At 60.7% G+C, this 22163-nt stretch carries 21 protein-coding genes; 10 read left to right on the top strand and 11 right to left on the bottom strand.

All coding sequences use genetic code 11. The features are described 5' to 3' along the window. The first annotated feature begins 14 nt into the window (after positions 1 to 14). From JBO08_RS02290 to JBO08_RS02250, 9 genes are all read left to right on the top strand, one after another. The gene (locus tag JBO08_RS02290) at positions 15 to 770 is read left to right on the top strand and encodes a DeoR/GlpR family transcriptional regulator (protein ID WP_049709759.1); all 756 of its coding nucleotides are present in this window, start codon (positions 15 to 17) and stop codon (positions 768 to 770) included. Between the two features lie 304 nt (positions 771 to 1074). After that, positions 1075 to 2613: a glycerol-3-phosphate dehydrogenase gene (glpD, locus tag JBO08_RS02285; RefSeq protein WP_065872524.1), complete on the top strand. Its 1539-nt coding sequence runs from the start codon at positions 1075 to 1077 to the stop codon at positions 2611 to 2613. 304 nt (positions 2614 to 2917) lie between these two features. Then, the gene (locus JBO08_RS02280) at positions 2918 to 3844 is read left to right on the top strand and encodes a glutamate/aspartate ABC transporter substrate-binding protein (protein WP_049709761.1); all 927 of its coding nucleotides are present in this window, start codon (positions 2918 to 2920) and stop codon (positions 3842 to 3844) included. 193 nt (positions 3845 to 4037) lie between these two features. After that, positions 4038 to 4784, top strand: coding sequence for an amino acid ABC transporter permease (locus JBO08_RS02275; protein WP_065872525.1), 747 nt, complete (start codon positions 4038 to 4040; stop codon positions 4782 to 4784). Then, positions 4784 to 5455 carry an amino acid ABC transporter permease gene (locus JBO08_RS02270; RefSeq protein WP_065872526.1) on the top strand — a complete coding sequence of 224 codons (672 nt, stop codon included), beginning with the start codon at positions 4784 to 4786 and terminating at the stop codon, positions 5453 to 5455. The genes JBO08_RS02275 and JBO08_RS02270 overlap by 1 nt, the downstream gene beginning before the upstream one ends. Then, on the top strand, positions 5452 to 6186 hold the full coding sequence (locus JBO08_RS02265; RefSeq protein WP_049709764.1) for an amino acid ABC transporter ATP-binding protein: 735 nt from the start codon (positions 5452 to 5454) through the stop codon (positions 6184 to 6186). Before JBO08_RS02270 ends, JBO08_RS02265 begins: the two co-directional genes overlap by 4 nt. Positions 6187 to 6392: 206 nt before the next feature. Beyond that, complete coding sequence (locus tag JBO08_RS02260) at positions 6393 to 8294, top strand: sensor histidine kinase (RefSeq protein WP_065880102.1); 1902 nt, start codon at positions 6393 to 6395, stop codon at positions 8292 to 8294. Beyond that, a complete protein-coding gene (locus JBO08_RS02255; RefSeq protein ID WP_065872528.1) occupies positions 8291 to 9640 on the top strand; it encodes a sigma-54 dependent transcriptional regulator in 1350 nt (449 codons plus the stop codon). The genes JBO08_RS02260 and JBO08_RS02255 overlap by 4 nt, the downstream gene beginning before the upstream one ends. Beyond that, the gene (locus JBO08_RS02250) at positions 9640 to 9978 is read left to right on the top strand and encodes a GlpM family protein (RefSeq protein ID WP_049709767.1); all 339 of its coding nucleotides are present in this window, start codon (positions 9640 to 9642) and stop codon (positions 9976 to 9978) included. Before JBO08_RS02255 ends, JBO08_RS02250 begins: the two co-directional genes overlap by 1 nt. A gap of 130 nt (positions 9979 to 10108) precedes the next feature. Here JBO08_RS02250 and JBO08_RS02245 read toward each other — a convergent pair whose 3' ends face one another. The 6 genes from JBO08_RS02245 to JBO08_RS02220 form a co-directional block, all read right to left on the bottom strand. Then, positions 10109 to 11506 (bottom strand): sigma-54 dependent transcriptional regulator, encoded by a 1398-nt coding sequence (locus JBO08_RS02245; RefSeq protein WP_065872529.1) that lies wholly within the window; start codon positions 11504 to 11506, stop codon positions 10109 to 10111. Continuing rightward, positions 11496 to 13265, bottom strand: a complete 1770-nt coding sequence (locus tag JBO08_RS02240) for an ATP-binding protein (RefSeq protein ID WP_065872530.1) — start codon at positions 13263 to 13265, stop codon at positions 11496 to 11498. Before JBO08_RS02240 ends, JBO08_RS02245 begins: the two co-directional genes overlap by 11 nt. Continuing rightward, positions 13265 to 14389, bottom strand: a complete 1125-nt coding sequence (locus JBO08_RS02235; RefSeq protein WP_065872531.1) for a GNAT family N-acetyltransferase — start codon at positions 14387 to 14389, stop codon at positions 13265 to 13267. The genes JBO08_RS02240 and JBO08_RS02235 overlap by 1 nt, the downstream gene beginning before the upstream one ends. Before the next feature lie 85 nt (positions 14390 to 14474). Continuing rightward, the gene (locus tag JBO08_RS02230) at positions 14475 to 15383 is read right to left on the bottom strand and encodes a carboxylesterase (protein WP_065880104.1); all 909 of its coding nucleotides are present in this window, start codon (positions 15381 to 15383) and stop codon (positions 14475 to 14477) included. After that, positions 15380 to 16774 carry an aspartate aminotransferase family protein gene (locus JBO08_RS02225; protein ID WP_065872533.1) on the bottom strand — a complete coding sequence of 465 codons (1395 nt, stop codon included), beginning with the start codon at positions 16772 to 16774 and terminating at the stop codon, positions 15380 to 15382. Before JBO08_RS02225 ends, JBO08_RS02230 begins: the two co-directional genes overlap by 4 nt. Continuing rightward, a complete protein-coding gene (locus JBO08_RS02220; protein ID WP_065872534.1) occupies positions 16767 to 17471 on the bottom strand; it encodes an MtnX-like HAD-IB family phosphatase in 705 nt (234 codons plus the stop codon). The genes JBO08_RS02225 and JBO08_RS02220 overlap by 8 nt, the downstream gene beginning before the upstream one ends. 229 nt (positions 17472 to 17700) lie before the next feature. On the opposite strand from JBO08_RS02220, the gene JBO08_RS02215 reads away from it, so the two are divergent. After that, the gene (locus tag JBO08_RS02215) at positions 17701 to 18471 is read left to right on the top strand and encodes a MipA/OmpV family protein (protein WP_065945362.1); all 771 of its coding nucleotides are present in this window, start codon (positions 17701 to 17703) and stop codon (positions 18469 to 18471) included. A 122-nt stretch (positions 18472 to 18593) separates the two neighbouring features. Here JBO08_RS02215 and JBO08_RS02210 read toward each other — a convergent pair whose 3' ends face one another. The 5 genes from JBO08_RS02210 to JBO08_RS02190 form a co-directional block, all read right to left on the bottom strand. Continuing rightward, positions 18594 to 18998 (bottom strand): EamA family transporter, encoded by a 405-nt coding sequence (locus JBO08_RS02210; RefSeq protein WP_065872536.1) that lies wholly within the window; start codon positions 18996 to 18998, stop codon positions 18594 to 18596. Further along, entirely contained in the window at positions 18995 to 19375 is a 381-nt protein-coding gene (locus tag JBO08_RS02205) for a transporter (RefSeq protein WP_065872537.1), read from the bottom strand. Before JBO08_RS02205 ends, JBO08_RS02210 begins: the two co-directional genes overlap by 4 nt. Further along, entirely contained in the window at positions 19372 to 20292 is a 921-nt protein-coding gene (locus JBO08_RS02200; protein ID WP_065872538.1) for an arginase, read from the bottom strand. The genes JBO08_RS02205 and JBO08_RS02200 overlap by 4 nt, the downstream gene beginning before the upstream one ends. Before the next feature lie 106 nt (positions 20293 to 20398). Continuing rightward, positions 20399 to 21052, bottom strand: a complete 654-nt coding sequence (locus tag JBO08_RS02195; protein ID WP_065872539.1) for a DsbA family oxidoreductase — start codon at positions 21050 to 21052, stop codon at positions 20399 to 20401. Positions 21053 to 21107: 55 nt separating this feature from the next. Then, complete coding sequence (locus JBO08_RS02190) at positions 21108 to 22127, bottom strand: alpha/beta fold hydrolase (RefSeq protein WP_065872540.1); 1020 nt, start codon at positions 22125 to 22127, stop codon at positions 21108 to 21110. Between the last annotated feature and the right edge of the window lie 36 nt (positions 22128 to 22163).

Raw genomic sequence — 22163 nt, 5'->3', positions numbered from 1 at the left:
CCAAAGGACGCCCCATGAATCTGCCTCCCCGCCAGCAACAAATCCTCGAACTGGTCCGCGAACGCGGCTATGTCAGCATCGAGGAAATGGCGCAGCTATTCGTTGTCACCCCGCAAACCATCCGCCGCGATATCAACCAGCTGGCGGACGCCAATCTGCTGCGCCGCTACCACGGCGGCGCGGCCTATGATTCCAGTGTCGAAAACACCGCGTACGCCATGCGTGCCGACCAGATGCGCGACGAGAAACAGCGCATCGGCGAAGCCATCGCGGCGCAAATCCCCGATCACGCGTCGCTGTTCATCAATATCGGCACCACCACCGAATCCATCGCCCGTGCGCTGCTCAACCACAACCACCTGAAAATCATCACCAACAACCTCAACGTCGCCACCATGCTCAGCGCCAAGGACGACTTCGACGTGTTGTTGACGGGCGGTAATGTGCGCCGTGACGGCGGCGTGGTGGGCCAGGCGAGTGTCGACTTCATCAACCAGTTCAAGGTCGACTTTGCCTTGGTGGGTATCAGCGGTATCGATGAAGATGGGAGCTTGCTCGACTTTGACTACCAGGAAGTGCGGGTTTCCCAGGCGATTATCGCCAATGCGCGCAAGGTCATCCTGGCGGCCGACTCCAGCAAATTCGGGCGCAACGCCATGATTCGCCTGGGGCCGATCAGCCTGGTGGATTGTCTGGTGACCGACCAACAGCCGGTGCCGGCGCTGGTGCAATTGTTGAATGAGCATAAGGTCAGATTGGAAGTAGTGTGACCTGTAGTGAGCGGGCTTGCCCCGCGCTGGGTGGCGAAGCCGCCCCAATATGGCCACCGCGGTGCATCTGATCGACTGCGGCGCCTGGGTTCAGGGCGGCTTCGCCACCCTGCGCGGGGCAAGCCCGCTCACTACATAAGTAGCTCCGCCCTCCCATTGATGTTCACAAATTTTCCTTTACCCGCCCTTCGATGAGTTTTTTCAATCGAAGTCAGGTGGCTGTGCGCGCGTTTATCCGCTACTATTTTCGCAAATGAACATTAATGTTCGAATTCCAATACGAAAAAGATCGCGAGGCCAGCCGATGAATCCTTCTACCTTGCCTGCTCCACCGCTTGCCGAAGTCTATGACGTTGCCGTTATCGGCGGCGGAATCAATGGCGTCGGCATTGCAGCAGACGCAGCCGGTCGCGGTTTGTCGGTTTTCCTTTGTGAAAAGGATGACCTGGCCAGCCACACCTCTTCCGCTAGCAGCAAGCTGATCCACGGTGGCCTGCGCTACCTTGAACATTACGAGTTCCGCCTGGTGCGCGAAGCGTTGGCCGAACGCGAAGTGCTGCTGGCCAAGGCCCCGCACATCGTCAAGCAGATGCGTTTCGTGTTGCCGCACCGCCCGCACCTGCGTCCAGCATGGATGATCCGCGCCGGCCTGTTCCTGTACGACAATCTTGGCAAGCGCGAAAAGCTCGCCGGCTCTAAAAGCCTCAAGTTCGGCCCGGACAGCCCACTGAAAAGCGAAATCACCAAAGGCTTCGAGTACTCCGATTGCTGGGTCGATGACGCCCGCCTTGTCGTCCTGAACGCCATGGCCGCCCGCGAAAAAGGTGCGCACATCCACACCCAGACCCGTTGCGTCAGCGCCCATCGCAGCAAGGGCCTGTGGGAAATGAACATGGAACGCGCCGATGGCAGCCTGTTCTCGATCCGTGCCCGCGCACTGGTGAACGCCGCTGGCCCATGGGTGGCCAAGTTCATCAAGGATGACTTGAAACTGGATTCGCCCTACGGCATCCGTTTGATCCAGGGCAGCCACCTGATCGTGCCGAAACTCTACGAAGGTGCCCACGCGCACATCCTGCAGAACGAAGACCAACGCATCGTTTTCACCATTCCGTACCTGAACCACCTGACCATCATCGGCACCACCGACCGCGAATACACGGGCGACCCGGCTGCAGTTGCGATCACCGAAGGTGAAACCGACTACATGCTCCAAGTGGTCAACGCACACTTCAAGAAGCAACTGAGCCGCGACGACATCGTTCATACCTACTCTGGCGTGCGCCCGCTGTGCAACGACGAGTCGGACAACCCGTCGGCCATTACCCGCGACTACACGCTGGCGCTGTCCGGCGGCACGGGTGAGGCACCGATCCTGTCGGTGTTTGGCGGCAAGCTGACCACCTATCGCAAGCTCGCCGAATCGGCGATGGCGCAACTGGCGCCGTATTTCACCCAGATGCGCCCGAGCTGGACCGCCAGGGCCAGCCTGCCCGGCGGCGAGGACATGACCACGCCAGAAGCCTTGGCCGAGGCCATTCGCAACAAATTCGACTGGGTACCGAGTGAAATCGCCCGCCGTTGGTCAACCACTTATGGCAGCCGCACATGGCGCTTGCTGGAAGGCGTGCAATCGATCGCTGACCTGGGCGAGCACCTGGGTGGCGGCCTGTATACCCGAGAAGTCGATTACCTGTGTGCTGAAGAGTGGGTGACCCAGCCTCAAGACATACTGTGGCGTCGTACCAAGCTGGGCCTGTTCACCACTGCGCAAGAACAGGAGAACGTGCAGCGTTATCTGTCCAAGGTCGAGCAGAACCGCAGCAAGATTGAAGCGGCCTGACTGCCAATAACAACAAAAGCCCCTGCACCGTGAGGTCCAGGGGCTTTGTTTTGCATTCGGTTTTCCGAACGCGACAGCCAGCCCTATTCGGTTTGCCGGACCCGGAGATACGGTTTTTTCTGACATATAAAGTTAATTTTCTTAAAAATCATAGCTTTAAGCTTTTAGTACCGGTCTGGCACGACTCATGCTCTACACTCTTGGACGATTGCCTGAGACGCCTCAGGAGCCGTTACGGGCATTCGCTGTACAAGAGAGCCGTTTAGCCGGCTTCATAAAAAAAACAAATGTCGAGGAAGTATTGATGCGCATCGTTCCCCATATTCTGGGCGCAGCTATCGCTGCTGCTCTGATCAGCACTCCAGTTTTCGCCGCCGAACTCACCGGCACGCTGAAAAAGATCAACGACTCCGGCACCATCACTCTCGCTCACCGCGACAGCTCCATTCCGTTTTCCTACATCGCGGATGGTTCGGGCAAACCAGTGGGCTACTCCCACGACATTCAGTTGGCGGTCGTCGAGCAACTGAAAAAAGACCTGAACAAACCCGACCTGAAGGCCAAGTACAACCTGGTGACTTCGCAAACCCGTATTCCGCTGATCCAGAACGGCACCGCGGACCTCGAGTGCGGCTCCACCACCAACAACGCCGAACGCGCCCAACAAGTTGATTTCACCGTCAACATTTTCGAAATCGGCACCCGTCTGCTGGTCAAGAAAGACAAGGATGGCAAGCCGAGCTACGCCGACTTCGCTGACTTGAAAGGCAAGAACGTCGTGACCACCGCTGGCACCACGTCCGAGCGCATCCTCAAGTCGATGAACGCCGACAAGCAGATGGGCATGAACGTCATCTCCGCCAAAGACCACGGCGAATCCTTCCAGATGCTGGAAAGCGGCCGTGCCGTTGCCTTCATGATGGACGACGCCCTGCTGGCCGGTGAAGAAGCCAAGGCCAAGAAGCCGGGTGACTGGGTCATTACTGGTACTCCACAGTCCTTTGAAGCCTATGCTTGCATGGTGCGTAAAGACGACCCAGCCTTCAAGAAGGCTGTCGATGACGCCATTGTCGCCCTGTACAAATCCGGCGAAATCAACAAGATCTACAGCAAGTGGTTCGAGAGCCCGATCCCACCCAAAGGCCTGAACCTGAACTTCCCGATGAGCGAAAAGGTTAAGGCTTTGATCGCTACTCCGAGCGACAAACCGGCTCCGGAAGTAAAAATCTGATACCTGACTAAGCTTATGTCCTGAGGGAGCCAACCCTCCCTCAGGCGTCTGTTACTACCTGCTGGCAATACATTGGAACACTCGACCTGGCGGTTTTCGAGCCGATCGTGTGTGCCTGGCGTTCACCGTCGGGCGGGAAAGGATCTTCCCCAAGCGGGTGCTTGTACATCGATCGATTTCGGGGGAGACCCTAATGAATTACAACTGGGACTGGAGCGTGTTCTTCAAGTCCACTGGCGTGGGCAGCGAGACTTATCTCGACTGGTACATCGCCGGCTTGGGCTGGACCATCGCCATCGCTGTCGTGGCATGGATTATCGCCTTGCTGCTGGGGTCCATTCTGGGCGTCATGCGCACCGTGCCGAACCGTCTCGTAGCGGGCATTGCGACCTGCTATGTGGAACTGTTCCGTAACGTGCCGCTGCTGGTTCAGCTGTTCATCTGGTATTTCCTGATACCCGACCTGCTGCCGCAGAACCTGCAAGACTGGTACAAACAAGACCTCAACCCGACTACTTCGGCTTACCTGAGCGTCGTCGTGTGCCTGGGCCTGTTCACCGCCGCCCGGGTGTGTGAGCAAGTACGTACCGGTATCCAGGCGCTTCCGCGTGGCCAGGAATCAGCTGCACGTGCCATGGGTTTCAAGCTGCCGCAGATCTACTGGAACGTGCTGCTGCCCCAGGCCTACCGGATCATCATTCCGCCACTCACTTCGGAATTCCTCAACGTCTTCAAGAACTCCTCCGTGGCGTCCTTGATCGGCCTGATGGAACTGCTGGCACAAACCAAGCAGACCGCCGAGTTCTCGGCCAACCTGTTTGAGGCCTTCACCCTGGCCACGCTGATCTACTTCACCCTGAACATGAGCCTGATGCTGCTGATGCGCATGGTCGAGAAGAAAGTCGCGGTGCCCGGCCTGATCTCCGTGGGGGGTAAATAATGGACTTCGATTTCAGCGGCATCATCCCCGCCATCCCCGGCCTGTGGAACGGCATGGTCATGACCTTGCAGTTGATGGTCATGGGCGTGGTCGGCGGTATCATCCTGGGTACGATCCTGGCGCTGATGCGCCTGTCGTCCAGCAAACTGCTGTCCCGCGTGGCCGGCGCTTATGTGAACTACTTCCGCTCGATCCCGCTGCTGCTGGTGATCACCTGGTTCTACCTGGCGGTGCCGTTCGTGCTGCGCTGGATCACCGGCGAAGACACCCCGATCGGTGCGTTCACCTCCTGCGTCGTGGCCTTCATGATGTTCGAAGCCGCGTACTTCTGCGAAATCGTGCGGGCCGGCGTGCAGTCGATCCCCAAGGGCCAGATGGCGGCGGCACAGGCGATGGGCATGAGCTATGGCCAGACCATGCGCCTGATCATCCTGCCCCAGGCGTTCCGCAAGATGACCCCGTTGCTGCTGCAACAGTCGATCATCCTGTTCCAGGACACCTCGCTGGTCTACACCGTGGGCCTGGTGGACTTCCTCAACTCCGCCCGCTCGAACGGCGATATCATCGGCCGCTCCAATGAGTTCCTGATCTTTGCCGGTGTCGTCTACTTCATCATCAGCTTTTCCGCCTCGCTGCTGGTCAAGCGTCTGCAAAAAAGGTTTGCCGTATGATCTCTATCAAGAACATCAACAAGTGGTATGGCGACTTCCAGGTGCTGACCGATTGCAGCACTGATGTCAAAAAAGGCGAAGTGATCGTGGTGTGCGGGCCGTCCGGCTCGGGCAAGTCCACCCTGATCAAGTGCGTCAACGCGCTGGAGCCGTTCCAGAAGGGCGACATCGTGGTCGACGGCACCTCCATCGCCGACCCGAAGACCAACCTGCCGAAACTGCGTTCACGCGTGGGCATGGTGTTCCAGCACTTCGAGCTGTTCCCGCACCTGACCATCACCGAAAACCTGACCATCGCGCAGATCAAGGTGCTTGGCCGCAGCAAGGAAGAAGCCACCAAGAAGGGCCTGCAACTGCTTGAGCGCGTGGGCCTGTCGGCGCACGCCCACAAGCACCCGGGCCAGCTTTCTGGCGGCCAGCAACAACGTGTGGCCATTGCCCGCGCCTTGGCCATGGACCCGATCGTCATGCTGTTCGACGAACCGACCTCAGCCCTCGACCCGGAAATGGTCAACGAAGTACTGGACGTAATGGTGCAACTGGCCCACGAAGGCATGACCATGATGTGCGTGACCCACGAAATGGGCTTCGCCCGCAAAGTGGCCGACCGCGTGATCTTCATGGACGCCGGCAAGATCATCGAAGACTGCCCGAAAGAAGAATTCTTCGGCGACATCAGCGCCCGCTCCGAACGCGCGCAGCACTTCCTTGAGAAAATCCTGCAGCACTAAAACAGCATTGTTCTCCCTTTGAGAACCCGGCTAGTGCAGGCACTGGCTTATGTGGGAGCTGGCTTGCCTGCGATGGCATCGCCTCGGTGCAACTGTGACACCGAGGCGCCTGCATCGCGGGCAAGCCCGGCTCCCACATAAGCCAGTGCCCACACAAGTGGGTTTACAGCAGGGCTGACAGCGCTGGTTGACCCAAGGCATCTGTGATGAAATGCGACCCCCACCAATTTCGCGCCGCACCGCCATCACTTGCTGTGAAACCACGTTTGATTCGCCAACTGTTCCTGCCGCCGTTGATCATCGCCCTGATGATCGGCCTGGGTTATATCGGCTTCTGGATCAGTGAGTACTACGGCATCCGCACCCTCAGCGATACAGGCGAACGCCAGCTGGAGCTGCATGCCCGCACTGTCGAAAGCGAGCTGAGCAAATACACCTACCTGCCCAGCCTTCTGGAGCTGGAGTCCAGCGTCTCCAAACTGCTGGCCGACCCAACCCAGGAAACCCGCAAGACCGTCAACGACTACCTCGAAGGCCTGAACCGACGCAGTCGCAGTCGGGCCATCTACGTGATGGACACCACCGGCCGCGTGCTGGCCACCAGTAACTGGCGCGATGCCGACAGTTACCAGGGGGAAGACCTGTCCTTTCGTGCCTACTTCCAGAACGCGGTGCGTGGCCAGCCCGGGCGGTTCTATGGCATCGGCAGCACCAACGGCGAACCCGGCTACTACCTGGCCCACGGCCTGGAAGAACACGGCAAAATCATCGGCGTCGCCGTGGTCAAAGTGCGCCTCGAAGCCCTGGAGGAACGCTGGCAACGCGCGCGACTCGAGGCCTTCGTGAGCGACGAGAACGGCATCATCATCCTTTCCAGCGACCCGGCCCGCCGCCTCAAGGCCGTGCGCCCGCTGAGCGATGACACCAAGGAGCGCCTGGCCCACAGCTTGCAATATTACTGGGCGACGCTGAACGAGCTGGAGCCCTTGGCCCGCGAGCGCTTGAACGAAGGCGCCGAGAAACTGACCTTCCCGGCCAATAGCGAAGTGGTGAATGATGAGCGCGAAGTCAGCTACCTTGCCCAAACGCGGCCGCTCAACGACACGCCGTGGAATTTCACCCTGCTCACCCCGCTCAACGACCTGCGCCAAGCCGCGATCAACCAGGGCATTCTGGTGGCCGTGGCCTTTGGCCTGGTGGCGTTCCTGCTGATTGCCTGGAACGAGCGGCGCAAAGTCATCGCCACCCGCCTCGCCGCGCGCGAAGCCCTGCAGGAAGCCAACAGCCAGCTGGAGCGTCGGATTGCCGAACGCACCGCCGACCTGCGCGCCAGCAACGAACGGCTCAAGGGCCAGATCCGCGAACGCCGCCAGGCCGAAGAAACCCTGCGCCGCGCCCAGGATGAACTGGTGCAGGCCGGCAAACTGGCGGCCATCGGACAGATGTCCACCAGCATCGCCCACGAATTGAACCAGCCCCTGGCCGCCTTGCGCACCTTGTCCGGTAACACCGTGCGTTTCCTCGAGCGCGGCGCCCTGGACACCGCCAGCGCCAACCTCAAGACCATTAACGAACTGATCGACCGCATGGGCCGCATCACCGCCAGCTTGCGCTCGTTTGCCCGGCGCGGTGACGACCAGGGTGAAGCCAGCCTCGTCAAAGCCGTGGACGCCGCGTTCCAGGTACTCGGCGCGCGCCTGGACGGTCTGTCGCTGAGCGTGCACCGTGACTTTGCCCCCGCCCAACTGCAAATCGACCAGACGCGCCTGGAGCAGATCCTGGTCAACCTGATCGGCAATGCCCTCGACGCCATGCAGGCCCAACCTGCCCCCGAGCTGTGGCTGGACGGGAGCAGCAGCGAGGGCAAATATCGCCTGCACGTGCGCGACAACGGCCACGGCATCGACGCCGAGGCGCGCAAACATTTGTTCGAACCGTTCTTCACCACCAAACCCGGCGAGCAAGGCCTGGGCTTGGGCCTGACGCTTTCCGCCAGCCTCGCGGCGGCCACTGGCGGCAACCTTGCCGTGGAACATCCGGCCAGTGGTGGAACGGCCTTTGTCCTGAGCCTGCCGCTGGCGGGTGCTCAAAAAGCTGAGTCGACATGAATACAGACGCTACAGCCCCTAAAGACGACCTCACCGTACTGATCGTCGAAGACGACCCCCATGTACTGCTCGGCTGCCAGCAAGCCCTGGCGCTGGAAGACATCCACAGCGTCGGCGTGGGCAGTGCCGAAGAAGCCTTGAAGCACATCGGCGAGAACTTCGCGGGCATTGTGATCAGCGACATCCGCTTGCCGGGCATTGACGGCCTGGAGCTGCTCACCCGCCTCAAGGCCCTGGATAAAAGCCTGCCGGTGGTGCTGATTACCGGGCATGGCGATATCTCCATGGCGGTCGGCGCCATGCGCAACGGCGCCTACGATTTCATGGAAAAGCCCTTCTCCCCCGAACGCCTGGTGGACGTCGCCCGCCGCGCCCTGGAGCAGCGCGGGCTGGCGCGGGAAGTCTGGTCGTTGCGCCGTCAACTGGCCGAGCGCGACTCCCTTGAGGGCCGCATCATTGGCCGCTCGCCCGCCATGCAGAACCTGCGCGAGCTGATCGCCAACGTCGCCGACACCTCGGCCAACGTGCTGATCGAAGGCGAGACCGGCACCGGCAAGGAATTGGTCGCGCGCTGCCTGCACGATTTCAGCCGGCGCCATTCGCACCAGTTCGTCGCGTTGAACTGCGGCGGCTTGCCGGAGAACCTCTTCGAAAGCGAGATTTTCGGCCACGAAGCCAACGCCTTTACCGGCGCCGGCAAGCGTCGTATCGGCAAGATCGAACACGCCCACGAAGGCACGCTGTTCCTCGATGAAGTGGAAAGCATGCCGATCAACCTGCAGATCAAACTGCTGCGGGTGTTGCAGGAACGCACCCTGGAGCGCCTGGGTTCTAACCAGAGCGTGGCGGTGGATTGCCGGGTGATCGCCGCCACCAAGTCCGACCTCGACGAATTGAGCCGCGCCAGTCAGTTCCGCAGCGACCTGTACTACCGCCTCAACGTGGTCACCCTTGAACTGCCACCTTTGCGCGAACGCCGCGAAGACATCCTGCAGCTGTTCGAACACTTCCTGCAGCAGTCTTCCCTGCGCTTCGACCGTACCGTGCCGGAGTTGGACAACCAGACCCTGTCGAACCTGATGAGCCACGACTGGCCCGGCAACGTGCGCGAACTGCGCAACGTCGCCGAACGCTTCGCCCTGGGCCTGCCCGCCTTCAAGAAAAGCGGCGCCGGCAGCGGCAACCACGGCCTGGCCTTTACTGAGGCGGTGGAGGCCTTCGAACGCAACCTGCTCAACGATGCCTTGCAACGCAGTGGCGGCAACCTGACCCAGGCCAGCCAGGAATTGGGGATGGCCAAGACCACCTTGTTCGATAAAGTTAAAAAGTATGGGTTGAGCCACTGATGGATCTATTCTTGAAAGCCGCCCTGGGCGCGGCAGTGGTGCTGATCCTGGCGGCGCTGGCCAAGACCAAGAACTATTACATTGCAGGGTTGGTACCGCTGTTTCCGACCTTTGCGTTGATCGCGCATTACATCGTCGGCAAGGGCCGCTCGGTGGACGATTTGAAGACTACGATCCTGTTCGGCATGTGGTCGATCATTCCGTATTTTGTGTATTTGGCGACGTTGTATGTGGTGGTGGATCGGATGCGTTTGGAGGCCTCTCTAGCCGTAGCAGCGGTAGCGTGGTTGATGGCCGCAACGGTGTTGGTGAGCATTTGGGTACGCGTCCACACCTGACACAACTCGATCAAACTGTGGGAGCTGGCTTGCCTGCGATTGCGGTATGTCTGCGCCAGATGAGTTGGCTGATACACCGCTATCGCAGGCAAGCCAGCTCCCACATTTGAATTGAGGTGTGTCAGGTAGGTCAGCGGACTATTTTGTCCACTTGAATCCCCAGCTTCTTCAGGCGGTACCAGAAACTCCTCTCGGATATCCCGATCTTCGCCGCCGCCGCAGCCTGCACGCCATTGCTTTCTTGCAACGCCGCGAGTATGTAGGCCTTCTCCACCTCTGCCAGCGCCGCATCCAGATCCTGAGGAATCCCCGGCCCGTCGCTGAGGATCGCAGTCACGCCGCCCTCGCTCGGCGTCGAGGCAAACAAATAACCCGGCAGGTCGATATCTTCGATCACGGGTGAGGCGGCCACGATGGTCGCCCGCTCCACGCAGTTCTGCAATTCACGAATATTGCCCGGCCAGTGATACGCCGCCATCGCCTGCAACGCTTCGGCACTGAAACCCGTAATGCGCTTGCCGGCAGTGGCACTGAGGGTCTGGGCGAAGTGACGAGCCAGGGGCGCAATGTCCTCCACACGCTCGCGCAACGCCGGCAAAGGAATCGGGAACACGTTGAGGCGGTAATACAGGTCTTCGCGAAACTCTTTGTTAGCCACCGCCTCCAGCAGGTTCTTATTGGTGGCGGCGATTACCCGCACATCCACCTTGCGCTCGCGGGGGTCGCCCACCGGTTCGATCACCCGTTCCTGCAAGGCGCGCAGGATCTTGGCCTGTAACGCCAGGGGCATATCGCCCACTTCATCCAGAAACAAGGTGCCTTTATCAGCCTGCTGGAAGCGCCCTACCCGATCAGCCACAGCGCCGGTAAACGCGCCTTTGCGATGGCCGAACATTTCGCTTTCCAGCAAGCCTTCCGGGATCGCCGCGCAATTGACCGCCACGAACGGTTTGTCAGCCCGGCAGCCGTGTTTGTGGATAGCGCGTGCGACCATTTCCTTGCCGGTGCCGCTTTCGCCGGTCAGCAGGATGGTGGCGCTGCTGTCGCGCACCGAGTCGACCGCTTGCAGCACTTTGCGAAACGCCGGACTGTCGCCCACCAGGCTGTCGAACTGCGCGTGCTCATCCAGCTCGGCACGCAGGCGTGCGTTGTCGCGCATGATGTCGCGAAATTGCAGGGCCTTGGCCACGGTGATGTCCAGCTCATCGATATCGAATGGCTTGGCGATGTAGTCGTAGGCGCCGTTGCGCATCGACTGCACGGCGTTTTTCACTGTGCTGTAGGCGGTCATCACAATCACCGGCACGTGCGGGTAGCGCACCTTGATCTCGGCCAGCAGCGCCGGCCCGTCCATGCCGGGCATGCGCCAGTCGCTGATCACCAGGTCGATGTCTTCCTGCTCCAGCACCTTGAGCGCGTGCAGGCCGTTGCCGGCGATAAACACCTGCACGTCGTTCTGGCCCAGGGCCGAGGCGAGCAGGTCGCAGAGCTTGGGTTCGTCGTCGACTACCAGAATGTTATGCGTCATGACTGTCCTCGTCGTCTTCGCCCATCGCCGGAATGTACAGGCTGAACGTGGCGCCGGCATCTTTCTCGCTGGCACATTCGATGCTGCCGTCGTGACTTTCCATGATCGAATAGACTTTAGCCAGGCCCAGGCCGGTGCCGGAAGCCTTGGTGGTGACGAATGGCGTGAAGATACGCTCGACCATTTCCGCCGGAATGCCCTGGCCAGTGTCGGCGATGCTGATCACCGTATTTTCGCCCACGGTGCGAATGCCCAGGGTCAGGCGCCCGCCTTCGGGCATTGCGTCGATGGCGTTGAGAATCAGGTTGAGGCACGCCTGTTTGAGCTGCTTGGCATCCGCGTAAATCGTCGCCCCCGGCGCCTGGTCATCGATGTGTGCATCGATGTTATGGGTGGCCAATTCCGGGCCGCAGAAGCCGAGGATTTCCTCCACCAAGGGTCGCGTTGGCTGCAGCACGCGCAACGGCGGGTTGGGCTTGGCAAAGTCGAGAAACTCGGTGATCAGGTCGTTGATGCGGCTGACTTCACTGATCACGTATTCCAGGTGACGCTTGTCGGTTTCCGCCAGGTCAGCGCGACGGTGCAGCAGTTGCGTCGCCGTCTTGATGATCCCCAGTGGGTTGCGGATCTCGTGCGCCAGGCCCATGGCGACTTCACCCAAGGCGTGCAGGCGATCACGTCGACGCAACTGGGCTTCAAGGTGATGCAACTCGCCCAGGCGCTCGGTCATATGGTTGAAGGTGCTGCTCAACTGCGCCAGCTCGTCGCCGCCGCTGACCTCCACGCGGTGCGCGTAGTCGCCGGAAATCACCGCATTTACACCTTGGGACAGGTCGCGCAAAGGCTTGGTCAGGCGTCGCGACACCAACACCCCGGCCGCCAACGACAGCGCCGAACTGAGCAGGAAGATCAGCACGAACAGATTGCTCTGGTTCACCAGCCCAACCAGGCTGGTGTGGCGCAGCAGGCCGCTGAAAATCACGCCTTGCAGGTCACCGGCATCATTGAAGATCGGCCAGTACAAACCGCTGTAGTTATTGGTGAACTGCTCGCTGGGCTGCCTTGTGGCGCGCATCGCGGTTTCGACGTTCTTGGGGATGCGCGAAGGGTGATCCTCAAACCGTTGGGTCGAGAAAATCTCGGAAAAACCGTCCGGGTTGGCCAGGTACAGGCGCAGGTCGAGGGAATGCACATCGGCCACGCTGGTGAGGAAACTGCTGTCCAGGTAAGTCCCGACCAGCAGCTCGTAATCAACGCCGTCCTGGGAGGTCTCGAACGTCGAGACCACGATGCCGGTGGACACGCCCCCCACCTGCACAGTCTGCAACACCGTATTTTTGGCCAGGCTGATCTGCTTGACGATGTCGGAGGCGGCGGTACTGAACACGACTTTTTGGTCACTGGTGCGAATCAACGCTACCACGTCGATATCGGTGGCATCGGCAATGTCGGCGGTCAGCCGGTCGTGTTTGGCGGCTTGCTTGCTCTCAGGCGGGCTGGTGTAGCGCAGGAACAATTTGGCCATACGCGCGTTGTCATGAAGGATATCGCCGATCTCGTCCTTGACGATCTTGGTGGATTCCTGCAGCCAGATGCGCACGTTGCTGTCGAAGATCTGCGACAACGTGGTGGCGGCCAACTCCGCCGCGATCATGGTCGGGATCACACTGACCAACCAGAACGCCAGCACCAGCTTGCGCTGGACGCTCCAGCGCGAAATGGCAAAGGGGCGGGCTTTCTGGCGGGTCTTGGTAATCATCAGGTTTCGCTTATCGCAGCAGCCATGGCGGGGTCGGAACGGTCCGGTCGAATAAACACTTTTACAAGCTTGAGCAGGCCGTTGACCAGCCGGTTGCGGTGGCGGAAAAACACACGGTTACCCTGGAACTCACAGCCCAGGCGCAGCTTACTGGCATACCCGGCCTGCCCGCACTCATACAACGCAATATTATGCTGAATACAGTAGTCGACGTTGGTCAGCCAACTACGGAAGTACAGGTTGTAGTCGCGGGTGAACGCGACGTCGTGCCCGAAAAACTTGTCCACCAGCCGTTGTTCGTCCACCAGCATCAGGTTGAACGCCACCAGTCGCTCGTCTACCCAGTAAAGAACACAGACCGCGCGCTGATCAAGCCGCTCGAGCACGCCGGTGAAGTAGCCGGCAGGCAGCCGTTCGAACTGCAACTCGGCGCGTGTCAGCGTGGCTTCGTAAAGGCGCATGACTTCGGGCAACACGTCGTCGATATTGCGCCGCCATTCCACCCGCGGCCCCGGCGCACGCAGTTTGCGGCGCAGGTCCTTGCGGGTGGATTTGCCCAGCGAGCCGAGGTAAGCATCTACCGATCCATAAGGCAGCGGCAACACGCCGGTGGGCAGGCTCGGCATGCTTTGAAAGCCTGCCGCCCGGCAACTCTCGAGCCAATGCGGGTCTCTGCTCGGCGCGTCCTTGACCGCCACCAGGCCGATACCCACGTCATCAGCATCCCGGCGCGCGGCTTCCAGCAGGTGCTTGAGCATCTGCGGGCGGCGCGCATCTGCCACACCACTGGCGAAACCCACGTCGCAACGTTCGGCCACCGGAGAGCCGAGGGCATACAACCCCAACTGCAAAAGCCCGGGCCACAGCCGCTCTACACGCTCGGTCAGGCGCTTGCCGGCGCCCGATACCGTGGTGTCGAGGCGATAATGAGTAATGAACGCGGCGGCCACCGCCACCAGCGTTCCATTTTCATAGACAGCCAGGTAACGCCACTGAAAATCATCGATAGCGGCGTTTTCCACGGCGACGTAATAGTCCCAGTCCTCCAGAGCGCCCGGGAAACAGTCGTTCCAGGCACTGCGCTGGATGGCCCGGATGGTTGGGAAGGCTTGGGTGGTAATCACGTATTTCCCTTATTTCTTTGGCGAACGCCGATCCAATGTGGGAGCTGTCGAGCCCCAGCGAGGCTGCGATAGCATCACCCAGGTTTCACTGATAGACCGAGGCGCCTGCATCGCAGCCTCGCTTAAGCTCGACAGCTCCCACACCGACCCGATTTGGCAGAACATAATGCGTGTGCTGGTCGATGAACTCGGCACTCAACTCGATCACCCGGCGGTATTGCAGGTCGACGGTGATCATGTGGTAGCAGTTGTCCAACAGAATCTTGGTCACCGGCCCGCCCAAGTGGCGCTCCACGTAATCGGCGTTCCAGCGGCTGGTGATGTCGTCCTCGATGGAATGCAACACCAGCGCCGGTACGTTGATCGATGGCATGCGTTTTTTGACCACGGCGTTCATCCAGTGCAATTCACGCACGGTCACGCCTTCCATCGTCAACAAGCCCGCTTCGCTGCTTTCGCCCTCTTTCATCTGCCGTTCAACGATGGCCCGCAGGCGTTCGTTCTTGATGCCGTAGGGCGGTTTCTCGGTAAACCGGAACAGGCGCACGCCGAACGGAATACGGATCAGCAACGGCGTGATGAACGCCATTTTGTTGATGCTCCAGCCGTCGTACTTGAGCGTGGTGGAGTACATCAGCAAGCCGGCGACCTGGCCTGGATGCTCCGACGCCAGGTACATCGACATCACCGCGCCCATCGACAAACCACCGACAAAGACCTGCTCGTGCCGCTGTTTCACACCGACGAAGGTCCTGCGCACGCCTTCGTACCAGTCGCGCCAGCCCGTGGCCTGCAGGTCGCTGTTGTCACCGCAGTGCCCGGCCAGGGTGGGCACATACACCGTGCAATTGCCCGCCTTGGCGAGGCCCTTGGCGACCTGGCGCAATTCCGTCGGGGTGCCGGTCAGGCCGTGGATCAACAGGATCCCGACCGGACCTTCACCGAGAACGAAACCGGCAGTACCTTCACCGAGGTCGATCTCTGCCTGGCTCACCGATTAGTCGCCCGCACCAGCAGTTGTTCGAGCAACTTCAGGCCCAGTTCGATTTCCGGGTAGCTGATTTCCAGGGACGGTGCCAGGGTGATCACGTTTTTGTAGTAACCACCCACGTCGAGGATCAGGCCGAGTTTCTGGCCATCTACGACCATGTCGCCTTTCATGCCTTCTTCGACCATGTAGTCCAGGGTCGCCTTGTCTGGCGTGAAACCGTCTGGGCCGCAGATTTCGCAGCGCAGGGCCAGGCCCAGGCCGTCAACGTCGCCAATGATCGGGAAACGTTTCTGCAGGTCTTGCAGGCCTTCAAGGAAGAACTTGCCCTTGGCCATGACCATCGCGCCGTAGTCGACTTCGTTGGTCATCTTGAACATTTCCAGGCCCACCGCCGTGCCCAACGGGTTGGAGGCGAAGGTGGAGTGGGTCGAGCCTGGTGGGAAGACTTTGGGGTTGATCAACTCTTCACGGGCCCAGATGCCGCCCAGCGGGTTGAGGCCGTTGGTCAGCGCCTTGCCAAAGACGATCACGTCCGGCTGCACGTCGAAGTGCTCGATCGACCACAGTTTGCCGGTGCGATAGAAACCCATCTGGATTTCGTCGGAGACCATCAGGATGCCGTGCTGATCCAGCACATGCTTGAGTTCGCGGTAGAAGTTCATCGGCGGGATCACGTAGCCGCCGGTGCCCTGGATCGGCTCGACGTAGAAGGCTGCGTATTCACACTGATTGGTTTTCGGGTCCCAGACGCCGTTGTATTCGGTCTCGAACAAGCGGGCGAATTGCTGCACACACTGGCTGCCGTATTCTTCCTTGGTCATGCCTTTAGGGCCGCGGAAGTGGTACGGGAACGGAATGAAGTTGGCGCGCTCACCAAAGTGGCCGTAGCGGCGACGGTAGCGGAAGCTCGAGGTGATCGACGACGCGCCGAGCGTACGGCCGTGGTAGCCGCCTTCGAAGGCGAACATCAGGCTCTTGCCGTTGGAAGCGTTACGCACCACCTTCAAGGAGTCTTCGATGGACTGCGAACCGCCCACGTTGAAGTGCACGCGACCGTCGAGGCCGAACTTCTTCTTGGCGTCCACCGCGATCATTTCCGACAGCTCGATCTTGCCCTTGTGCAGGTACTGGCTGGCGATTTGCGGCAGGGTGTCGATCTGCTGTTTCAACGCATTGTTCAGGCGCGGGTTGGCGTAGCCGAAGTTGACCGCCGAGTACCACATTTGCAGGTCGAGGTAGGCCTGGTCCTCGGTGTCCCACACGTAGGAGCCTTCGCAACGGCTGAAAATACGCGGCGGCTCGATGTAGTGGACGGTGTCGCCGTAGGAGCAGTATTTGGCTTCTTTATCCAGAAGGATCTGGTCTTCGGCGGTAGCGATACGGATATCAGACATGGTGGAAGAGTTCCTGATTGTCGGAAGAGGTGTTGAAGGTGGTGGCGTTGGCGGCGATGCCTTGTGGCAGCAGCGCCAGCAATGCAGGCACTTCGGCAAAGGTGTCGAAGCGCGCGTGAGGGATGTGGTTGGCCACGCAGTAGTCGGCGAGGCTGCCCTTGGCGAAGACGAAGTCGGCGGTGGAGGCCACGCACATGTCGGACTTGCCGTCGCCGATCACCAGCACGCGTTTGTGGCGCGGGGTGGATTTGCACTTGCAGTTGCCGGAAGCGGCACGGCAGGCGTCGCTGGCGTACGGGAAGTCGATGCGCCAGCTGTTCTGGTCGACCTGGCGCAGGCGGTTGGCGAGGATCGGCAGCAAGGTCACGTAGTTGCGCGAGAGGATCCGCGCGATGCCCTGCTCGATGCCGTCACTGACCACTTCAATGGACGCGCCCAGGCCGATCACGTGATCGACGAAGTCCGGGAAGTCCGGGTCAATCTCGACGCTGTCGAAATACGCCAGCAGTTCGGAGGGCGTTGCCTTGATCAGCGCCAGTTGGCGGCTCAGGCATTCGCGTGAACCGATGTGCCCATCCAGCCATTCCTGTTCGATGGTTTCCCACTCGGGGCCGGCGAAGCGTTGGAGGACGTTGTCGATGACATCGGTGGGAGTAATGGTCCCGTCGAAATCACACACGATATGCCAGTGGATCATCTACGTTTACCTTGTAGGGGCGCGCTCAGTGCGCTTGCACAAGGGGGTAGAGCAGGGAGTGTGCCAACTGGCCGGCGCCCAGCGGGGCCGGGGCTTTGCCTGATGTGCCGAGGCAATATGTGTCGTGCAAGCTACAATTTTTGTAGCTTGCTACAAACAAGATGAGTGCTTGCGTACGGAGGGCCCTTCGCGCGTTCATGCGTGCCTATCCAGACGAGGAAACGGCTCCATGCTCAAGGCTACTTCTGCTGTATTCGCCGGTTTACTGGGGCTGTGCGGCTTCTCCAGCACGGTCCGGGCCGATGCAATCACTGGCGAAGTGGGCGCGGGCTTCAGCTACCAGCCCCACGACCCCACCGGCAGCCGCTATGAAACACGGCCCGTGCCGTACCTGGATCTGGACTGGGGCGATGTCAGCCTGAGCACCGATGACGGCTTGACCTGGAGCGCGCTGAACACCAACGGTCTCACCGCCGGCCCCTATATCAATTACCTGCAAGGACGCACCTCCAACGGCTCGCTGCAAGGTTTGCGCAATGTATCGGACATGGCTGAGATAGGCGGCTTCATCCAGTACGCGCCCGCCGATTTCTGGCGCATCTATGCGCGGCTGGGCCAGGCCGTGGGCGGCGGGCATTCGCAAAGCGGCGCGCTGGGCAAGCTCGGCAGCGAACTCGGGTACCCACTGGGCGGCGGGATCATCGGCAGCACCGGCCTGGCGGCGAACTTCGCCGACGCGCGCCAGACCCAGACGTATTTTGGGGTAGATGCCAATGAATCCGCGGCCTCCGGGATTCGCCCGTACAACGCCAGTGGTGGTTTCCAGAACGTGACGCTGACCCAGAGTTTCGAGTTCCCGCTGGACGCAAAATGGTCGCTGCTGACCAGTGCCAGTTGGGTGCATTTGGTGGGCTCGGCGGCGGACAGCAGCATCGTCAAGCAAACCGGCGACGTGAATCAGGGCCAGGTGCAGACGGCGATCAGCTACAAATTCGATTAATTCCGTAGCAGCTGTCGAGCCCCAGCGAGGCTGCGTCAGGCGCGACTCGATCCTGAATCGGCAGCGCGTCCGACGCAGCCTCGCTGGGGCTCGACAGCTGCTACGAGAGAGTGAGAGAGACCTCAGTTCTCTTCGCCTTCCGCCAGCAAAGCAATCCCGCCAATAATCACCGCTACCCCCACCCAGTGCAGCGGGCTGATGTGTTCCCCCAGCCCCAGCCACGAACCGAGCAACACCACCACAAACACCAGTGAGCTCAGCGGGAACGCCAGGGACAGGCTGCTGCGCCGCAGGATCAGCATCCACACGAAGAACGCGCCGATGTAGCAGGCTATCGCCGCCAGAATGCCTGGGTTGCGGGCCACCTCACCCAGCCATTGCCAGTTGAAATCCATCTGCCCCAATTGATTACCGGCCACTTTGGTAAACAACTGGCCAGCGCTTTCGGTGCAGATCAACAAGGCCCACAACACCACAGTGCCGAAGCGCCCGTGCAGCCATCCGGTATTCATCATTTGCGTATTCATGCCTGACTCCCTGCAATTGCCACCAACATCACACCCAACGTAATCACCAGCGTGCCCATCCAACGGCGGCGGCTGACGGTTTCGCCCAGCACCACCTTGCCCGCCAGCACCACCCCGCAATAGGCGAGCGCCGCCGCTGGAAACAGCAGGCTCAGCGGCGCACGCGACAGGGCTTCAAGCCAGACGAAAAACTCGACGACATACGCACCGATCCCCGCCCACAGCAACGGCGCATTAAACACCTGGCCCCAGAACGCGTTCAGGCGGAAACCGCCGTCCAGCTCGGGTAAACGGTCCAGGCCGAGCTTGAAACACAGTTGGCCGATCACATCGAGCACGATGGAAAACGCCACCAGCAACACCACCGTCAACGTCACGGAAACAGCTCCTCAAACAGGTCGATCAGGGCTTCATTGGTCGCCGCATTGCGCTGCAGATCCTCTGCGCTCCAGCGCTCGGGCGGTGGCTGGTCGGACTTGGCCTCCCAGCGCTTGAACGCATTGCTGAACGCCGGTGTGGCGAACTCGCCGCACACGTCGATACCGATGATGCGTTTGCGCGCCGCCAACGCCCGCAGGGCTTGCAGCAGGTGGGTCAAGCGCATGCCGCCCTGGTCCCAGTTGGTGGCCGCGTCTTCGCTGGCCAGCACATCCTTGTCGAGGGTGATCCAGATCGCTTCGGTGGGCAGGCTGCTGATCATCTGATCGAGGAACGCGGTCCAGTCCAGCTCGGCCAGGTTGCGCCAATGCAAATGGTCTTCGCGCTGCTGATGGCCGGCGCCATCCCCCACCCGCCCCCAGACTTTCGACGGCGGATGCTGCCAGGGAAACAGCTGCAAGTGCCCGCGCTTGAGGGCACCGAGGTTGCCGCCACGCAGTTGTGGGTTATGCAGGTCATCGCTGCACGGGCCGAGGGTGACGATGCGTTTGATCGCCGGCATTTTCAGCGCACGGTTGACCCAGGAGCCACAGTGACGTTTGGGCGCAAAGCGCACCCAGTCGGGGTGGTTGTCGAAGTGGATCAGGCTGATGGGTTCTTTCAAGTCGGCGAGAAACGCCGGCGTCAGGTGGTGATAATCGCCGGAGCCGACAAACAGGATTTCCGGCCGCGCATCCTTAGGCCGAGGCCGCAGGGCCAGGCGTTCAGCGAAGCGCTTCCAGGTTTTTTCGGTGGACCACAGGCGCAGCTTGGGGCCCAGGTCCAGCAGGTCGATACGCGTGGCACGGCCGCTGGCCAAACGCCGGGCAATCGGCGCCTGGCCGGTGAGGCTGTGGTCGAGGTCAAGAATGTTCAAGGCAGTGTTCCCCTAGGGCTTTAGGGGGTCAATGCAAGGGACGGGCCAGCGCCTATCTTGAAGACAATGAGCAAGCCCGCTCCCACACTTTGAACTGCGCTCGACTTTAGGATTTGGCTTCGCTGATGATCTGCCGAATCGCGCCGACAAATGCCTCGGCCGGTTGGCCACCGCTGACGGCGTACTGATCGTTGAACACAATGGTCGGCACCGAGGTCACGCCACGGGAAGTCCACAGCTGTTCCTGTTCGCGGACATCGGCGGCGTATTCATCGCAAGCAAGAATCTCGGCCGCACGTTTGATATCCAGGCCAACGCTTTCGGCGATGATCGCCAGCGTCGCATGATCGGAAGGGTCCTGCCCATCGGTGAAATACGCCTTGAACAGCGCTTCCTTGAGGTTGTACTGCAAGCCTTCCAGCCCGGCCCAATGCAGCAGGCGATGGGCGTCGAAGGTGTTGTAGATACGGCTCTGACCATCGGTGCGAAAAGCAAAGCCCAACTCAGCCCCCATGTCGCGGATTCGCGCACGGTTTGCCTGGGACTCTTCGGCAGTGGAGCCGTATTTTTCGGTGATGTGCTCGACGATGTTCTGGCCCTCGGCGGGCATGTTCGGGTTCAGCTCAAACGGCTGGAAATGGATCTCGGCCTGTACTTCGGCGCCAAGCTGGTCGAGGGCTTCGGTCAGGCCGCGCAGGCCGATGATGCACCAGGGGCAGGACACGTCGCTGACGAAATCGATTTTCAGGGGAGTACTCATGGTAGGCAACCTCGCAGGCTTCAATACGCCGTAAAGGGTGCACGATACACCAATGTCACAGCAGCTTCGAAGGCGCGACCGGGTCAATCTGCGCCCAATGTGCGGCATCTTCGCGATGAGCCTGCAGGTACGGCAACACCGCTGTCAGCAGCGGCGCCTTGAACGCTTCCTGGAAACGATGGGCCATGCCGGGAATCAACTTCAACTGGCTGCCCTGGATATGCGCCGCCAGGTGCACGCCGTGCATCACCGGCAGCAACGGATCGGCGGTGCCGTGGACCACCAGCGTCGGTACACGCAGTTGGTTGAGCAACGGCACGCGGCTCGGTTCGGCGAGGATCGCCATGATCTGGCGCTTCACGCCTTCCGGGTTGAAGGCGCGGTCGTAAGACAGCGCCGCCTGGTGCAGCAACGCCTGGCGATCATCCTTCACGTTCGGGCTGCCCAGCGCCGCGAGCAAATCGGCCTGCTGCTCCAGCGCCACTTCACGATTCGGCGCACTGCGTCGCGACAACAACTGCACCAGCGCCGCATTGGGTGCCGGCAAGCCTTCGGCACCGGAGCTGGTCATGATCAGGGTCAGGCTTTCCACGCGCTGCGGCGCCATCGCCGCCAGGTGCTGGGCGATCATGCCGCCCATGCTTGCGCCCAGTACGTGAAACTGCTGGATCTGCAAGGCGTCCATCAAGCCCAGGGCGTCGTCGGCCATATCCGTCAGCGTGTAGGGTGCCGCCACCGGCAGGCCGAGCTTGTAGCGCAGTACCTCAAAGGTCAGGTTGGCGTTTACCGGCGCCTGGCGCCAGGTCGACAGGCCGACGTCACGGTTGTCGTAGCGGATCACCCGGAAACCCTGTTGACACAGGGCGACCACCACTTCGTCCGGCCAGTGGATCAACTGCCCGCCCAGGCCCATCACCAGCAACAAGGCAGGGTCGGACGCACGACCGATGCTCTGGTAAGCAATGCTCACCTGAGCCAGGTCGACCGTTTGGGTCGGGACATTGACATCACATCGAGAAGCCGCAAAAGACGGCAGGCCGAACAGTAAAGCGGCCAGTAAAAACAACACGCGCATGAAAAACACCGAAACGCAGAACCCCAGTAGAGCGCG

This window comes from Pseudomonas sp. LAP_36 (genome assembly GCF_019456785.1).
GTDB lineage: Bacteria > Pseudomonadota > Gammaproteobacteria > Pseudomonadales > Pseudomonadaceae > Aquipseudomonas > Aquipseudomonas tritici.
Note: the sequence above shows the minus strand (reverse complement) of the source record. Positions and strands in the feature narration are given on the sequence as shown.

Excerpts from the sequence above, each read along its gene's own strand:
- JBO08_RS02265 (WP_049709764.1), top strand. The coding sequence starts at position 5,452 with ATGATCTCTATCAAGAACATCAACAAGTGGTATGGCGACTTCCAGGTG.
- JBO08_RS02215 (WP_065945362.1), top strand. The coding sequence starts at position 17,701 with ATGCTCAAGGCTACTTCTGCTGTATTCGCCGGTTTACTGGGGCTGTGC.
- JBO08_RS02260 (WP_065880102.1), top strand. The coding sequence starts at position 6,393 with ATGAAATGCGACCCCCACCAATTTCGCGCCGCACCGCCATCACTTGCT.
- JBO08_RS02250 (WP_049709767.1), top strand. The coding sequence starts at position 9,640 with ATGGATCTATTCTTGAAAGCCGCCCTGGGCGCGGCAGTGGTGCTGATC.
- JBO08_RS02270 (WP_065872526.1), top strand. The coding sequence starts at position 4,784 with ATGGACTTCGATTTCAGCGGCATCATCCCCGCCATCCCCGGCCTGTGG.
- glpD (WP_065872524.1), top strand. The coding sequence starts at position 1,075 with ATGAATCCTTCTACCTTGCCTGCTCCACCGCTTGCCGAAGTCTATGAC.
- JBO08_RS02255 (WP_065872528.1), top strand. The coding sequence starts at position 8,291 with ATGAATACAGACGCTACAGCCCCTAAAGACGACCTCACCGTACTGATC.
- JBO08_RS02245 (WP_065872529.1), bottom strand. The coding sequence starts at position 11,506 with ATGACGCATAACATTCTGGTAGTCGACGACGAACCCAAGCTCTGCGAC.
- JBO08_RS02290 (WP_049709759.1), top strand. The coding sequence starts at position 15 with ATGAATCTGCCTCCCCGCCAGCAACAAATCCTCGAACTGGTCCGCGAA.
- JBO08_RS02220 (WP_065872534.1), bottom strand. The coding sequence starts at position 17,471 with ATGATCCACTGGCATATCGTGTGTGATTTCGACGGGACCATTACTCCC.
- JBO08_RS02275 (WP_065872525.1), top strand. The coding sequence starts at position 4,038 with ATGAATTACAACTGGGACTGGAGCGTGTTCTTCAAGTCCACTGGCGTG.
- JBO08_RS02240 (WP_065872530.1), bottom strand. The coding sequence starts at position 13,265 with ATGATTACCAAGACCCGCCAGAAAGCCCGCCCCTTTGCCATTTCGCGC.
- JBO08_RS02225 (WP_065872533.1), bottom strand. The coding sequence starts at position 16,774 with ATGTCTGATATCCGTATCGCTACCGCCGAAGACCAGATCCTTCTGGAT.
- JBO08_RS02190 (WP_065872540.1), bottom strand. The coding sequence starts at position 22,127 with ATGCGCGTGTTGTTTTTACTGGCCGCTTTACTGTTCGGCCTGCCGTCT.
- JBO08_RS02195 (WP_065872539.1), bottom strand. The coding sequence starts at position 21,052 with ATGAGTACTCCCCTGAAAATCGATTTCGTCAGCGACGTGTCCTGCCCC.
- JBO08_RS02280 (WP_049709761.1), top strand. The coding sequence starts at position 2,918 with ATGCGCATCGTTCCCCATATTCTGGGCGCAGCTATCGCTGCTGCTCTG.
- JBO08_RS02210 (WP_065872536.1), bottom strand. The coding sequence starts at position 18,998 with ATGAATACGCAAATGATGAATACCGGATGGCTGCACGGGCGCTTCGGC.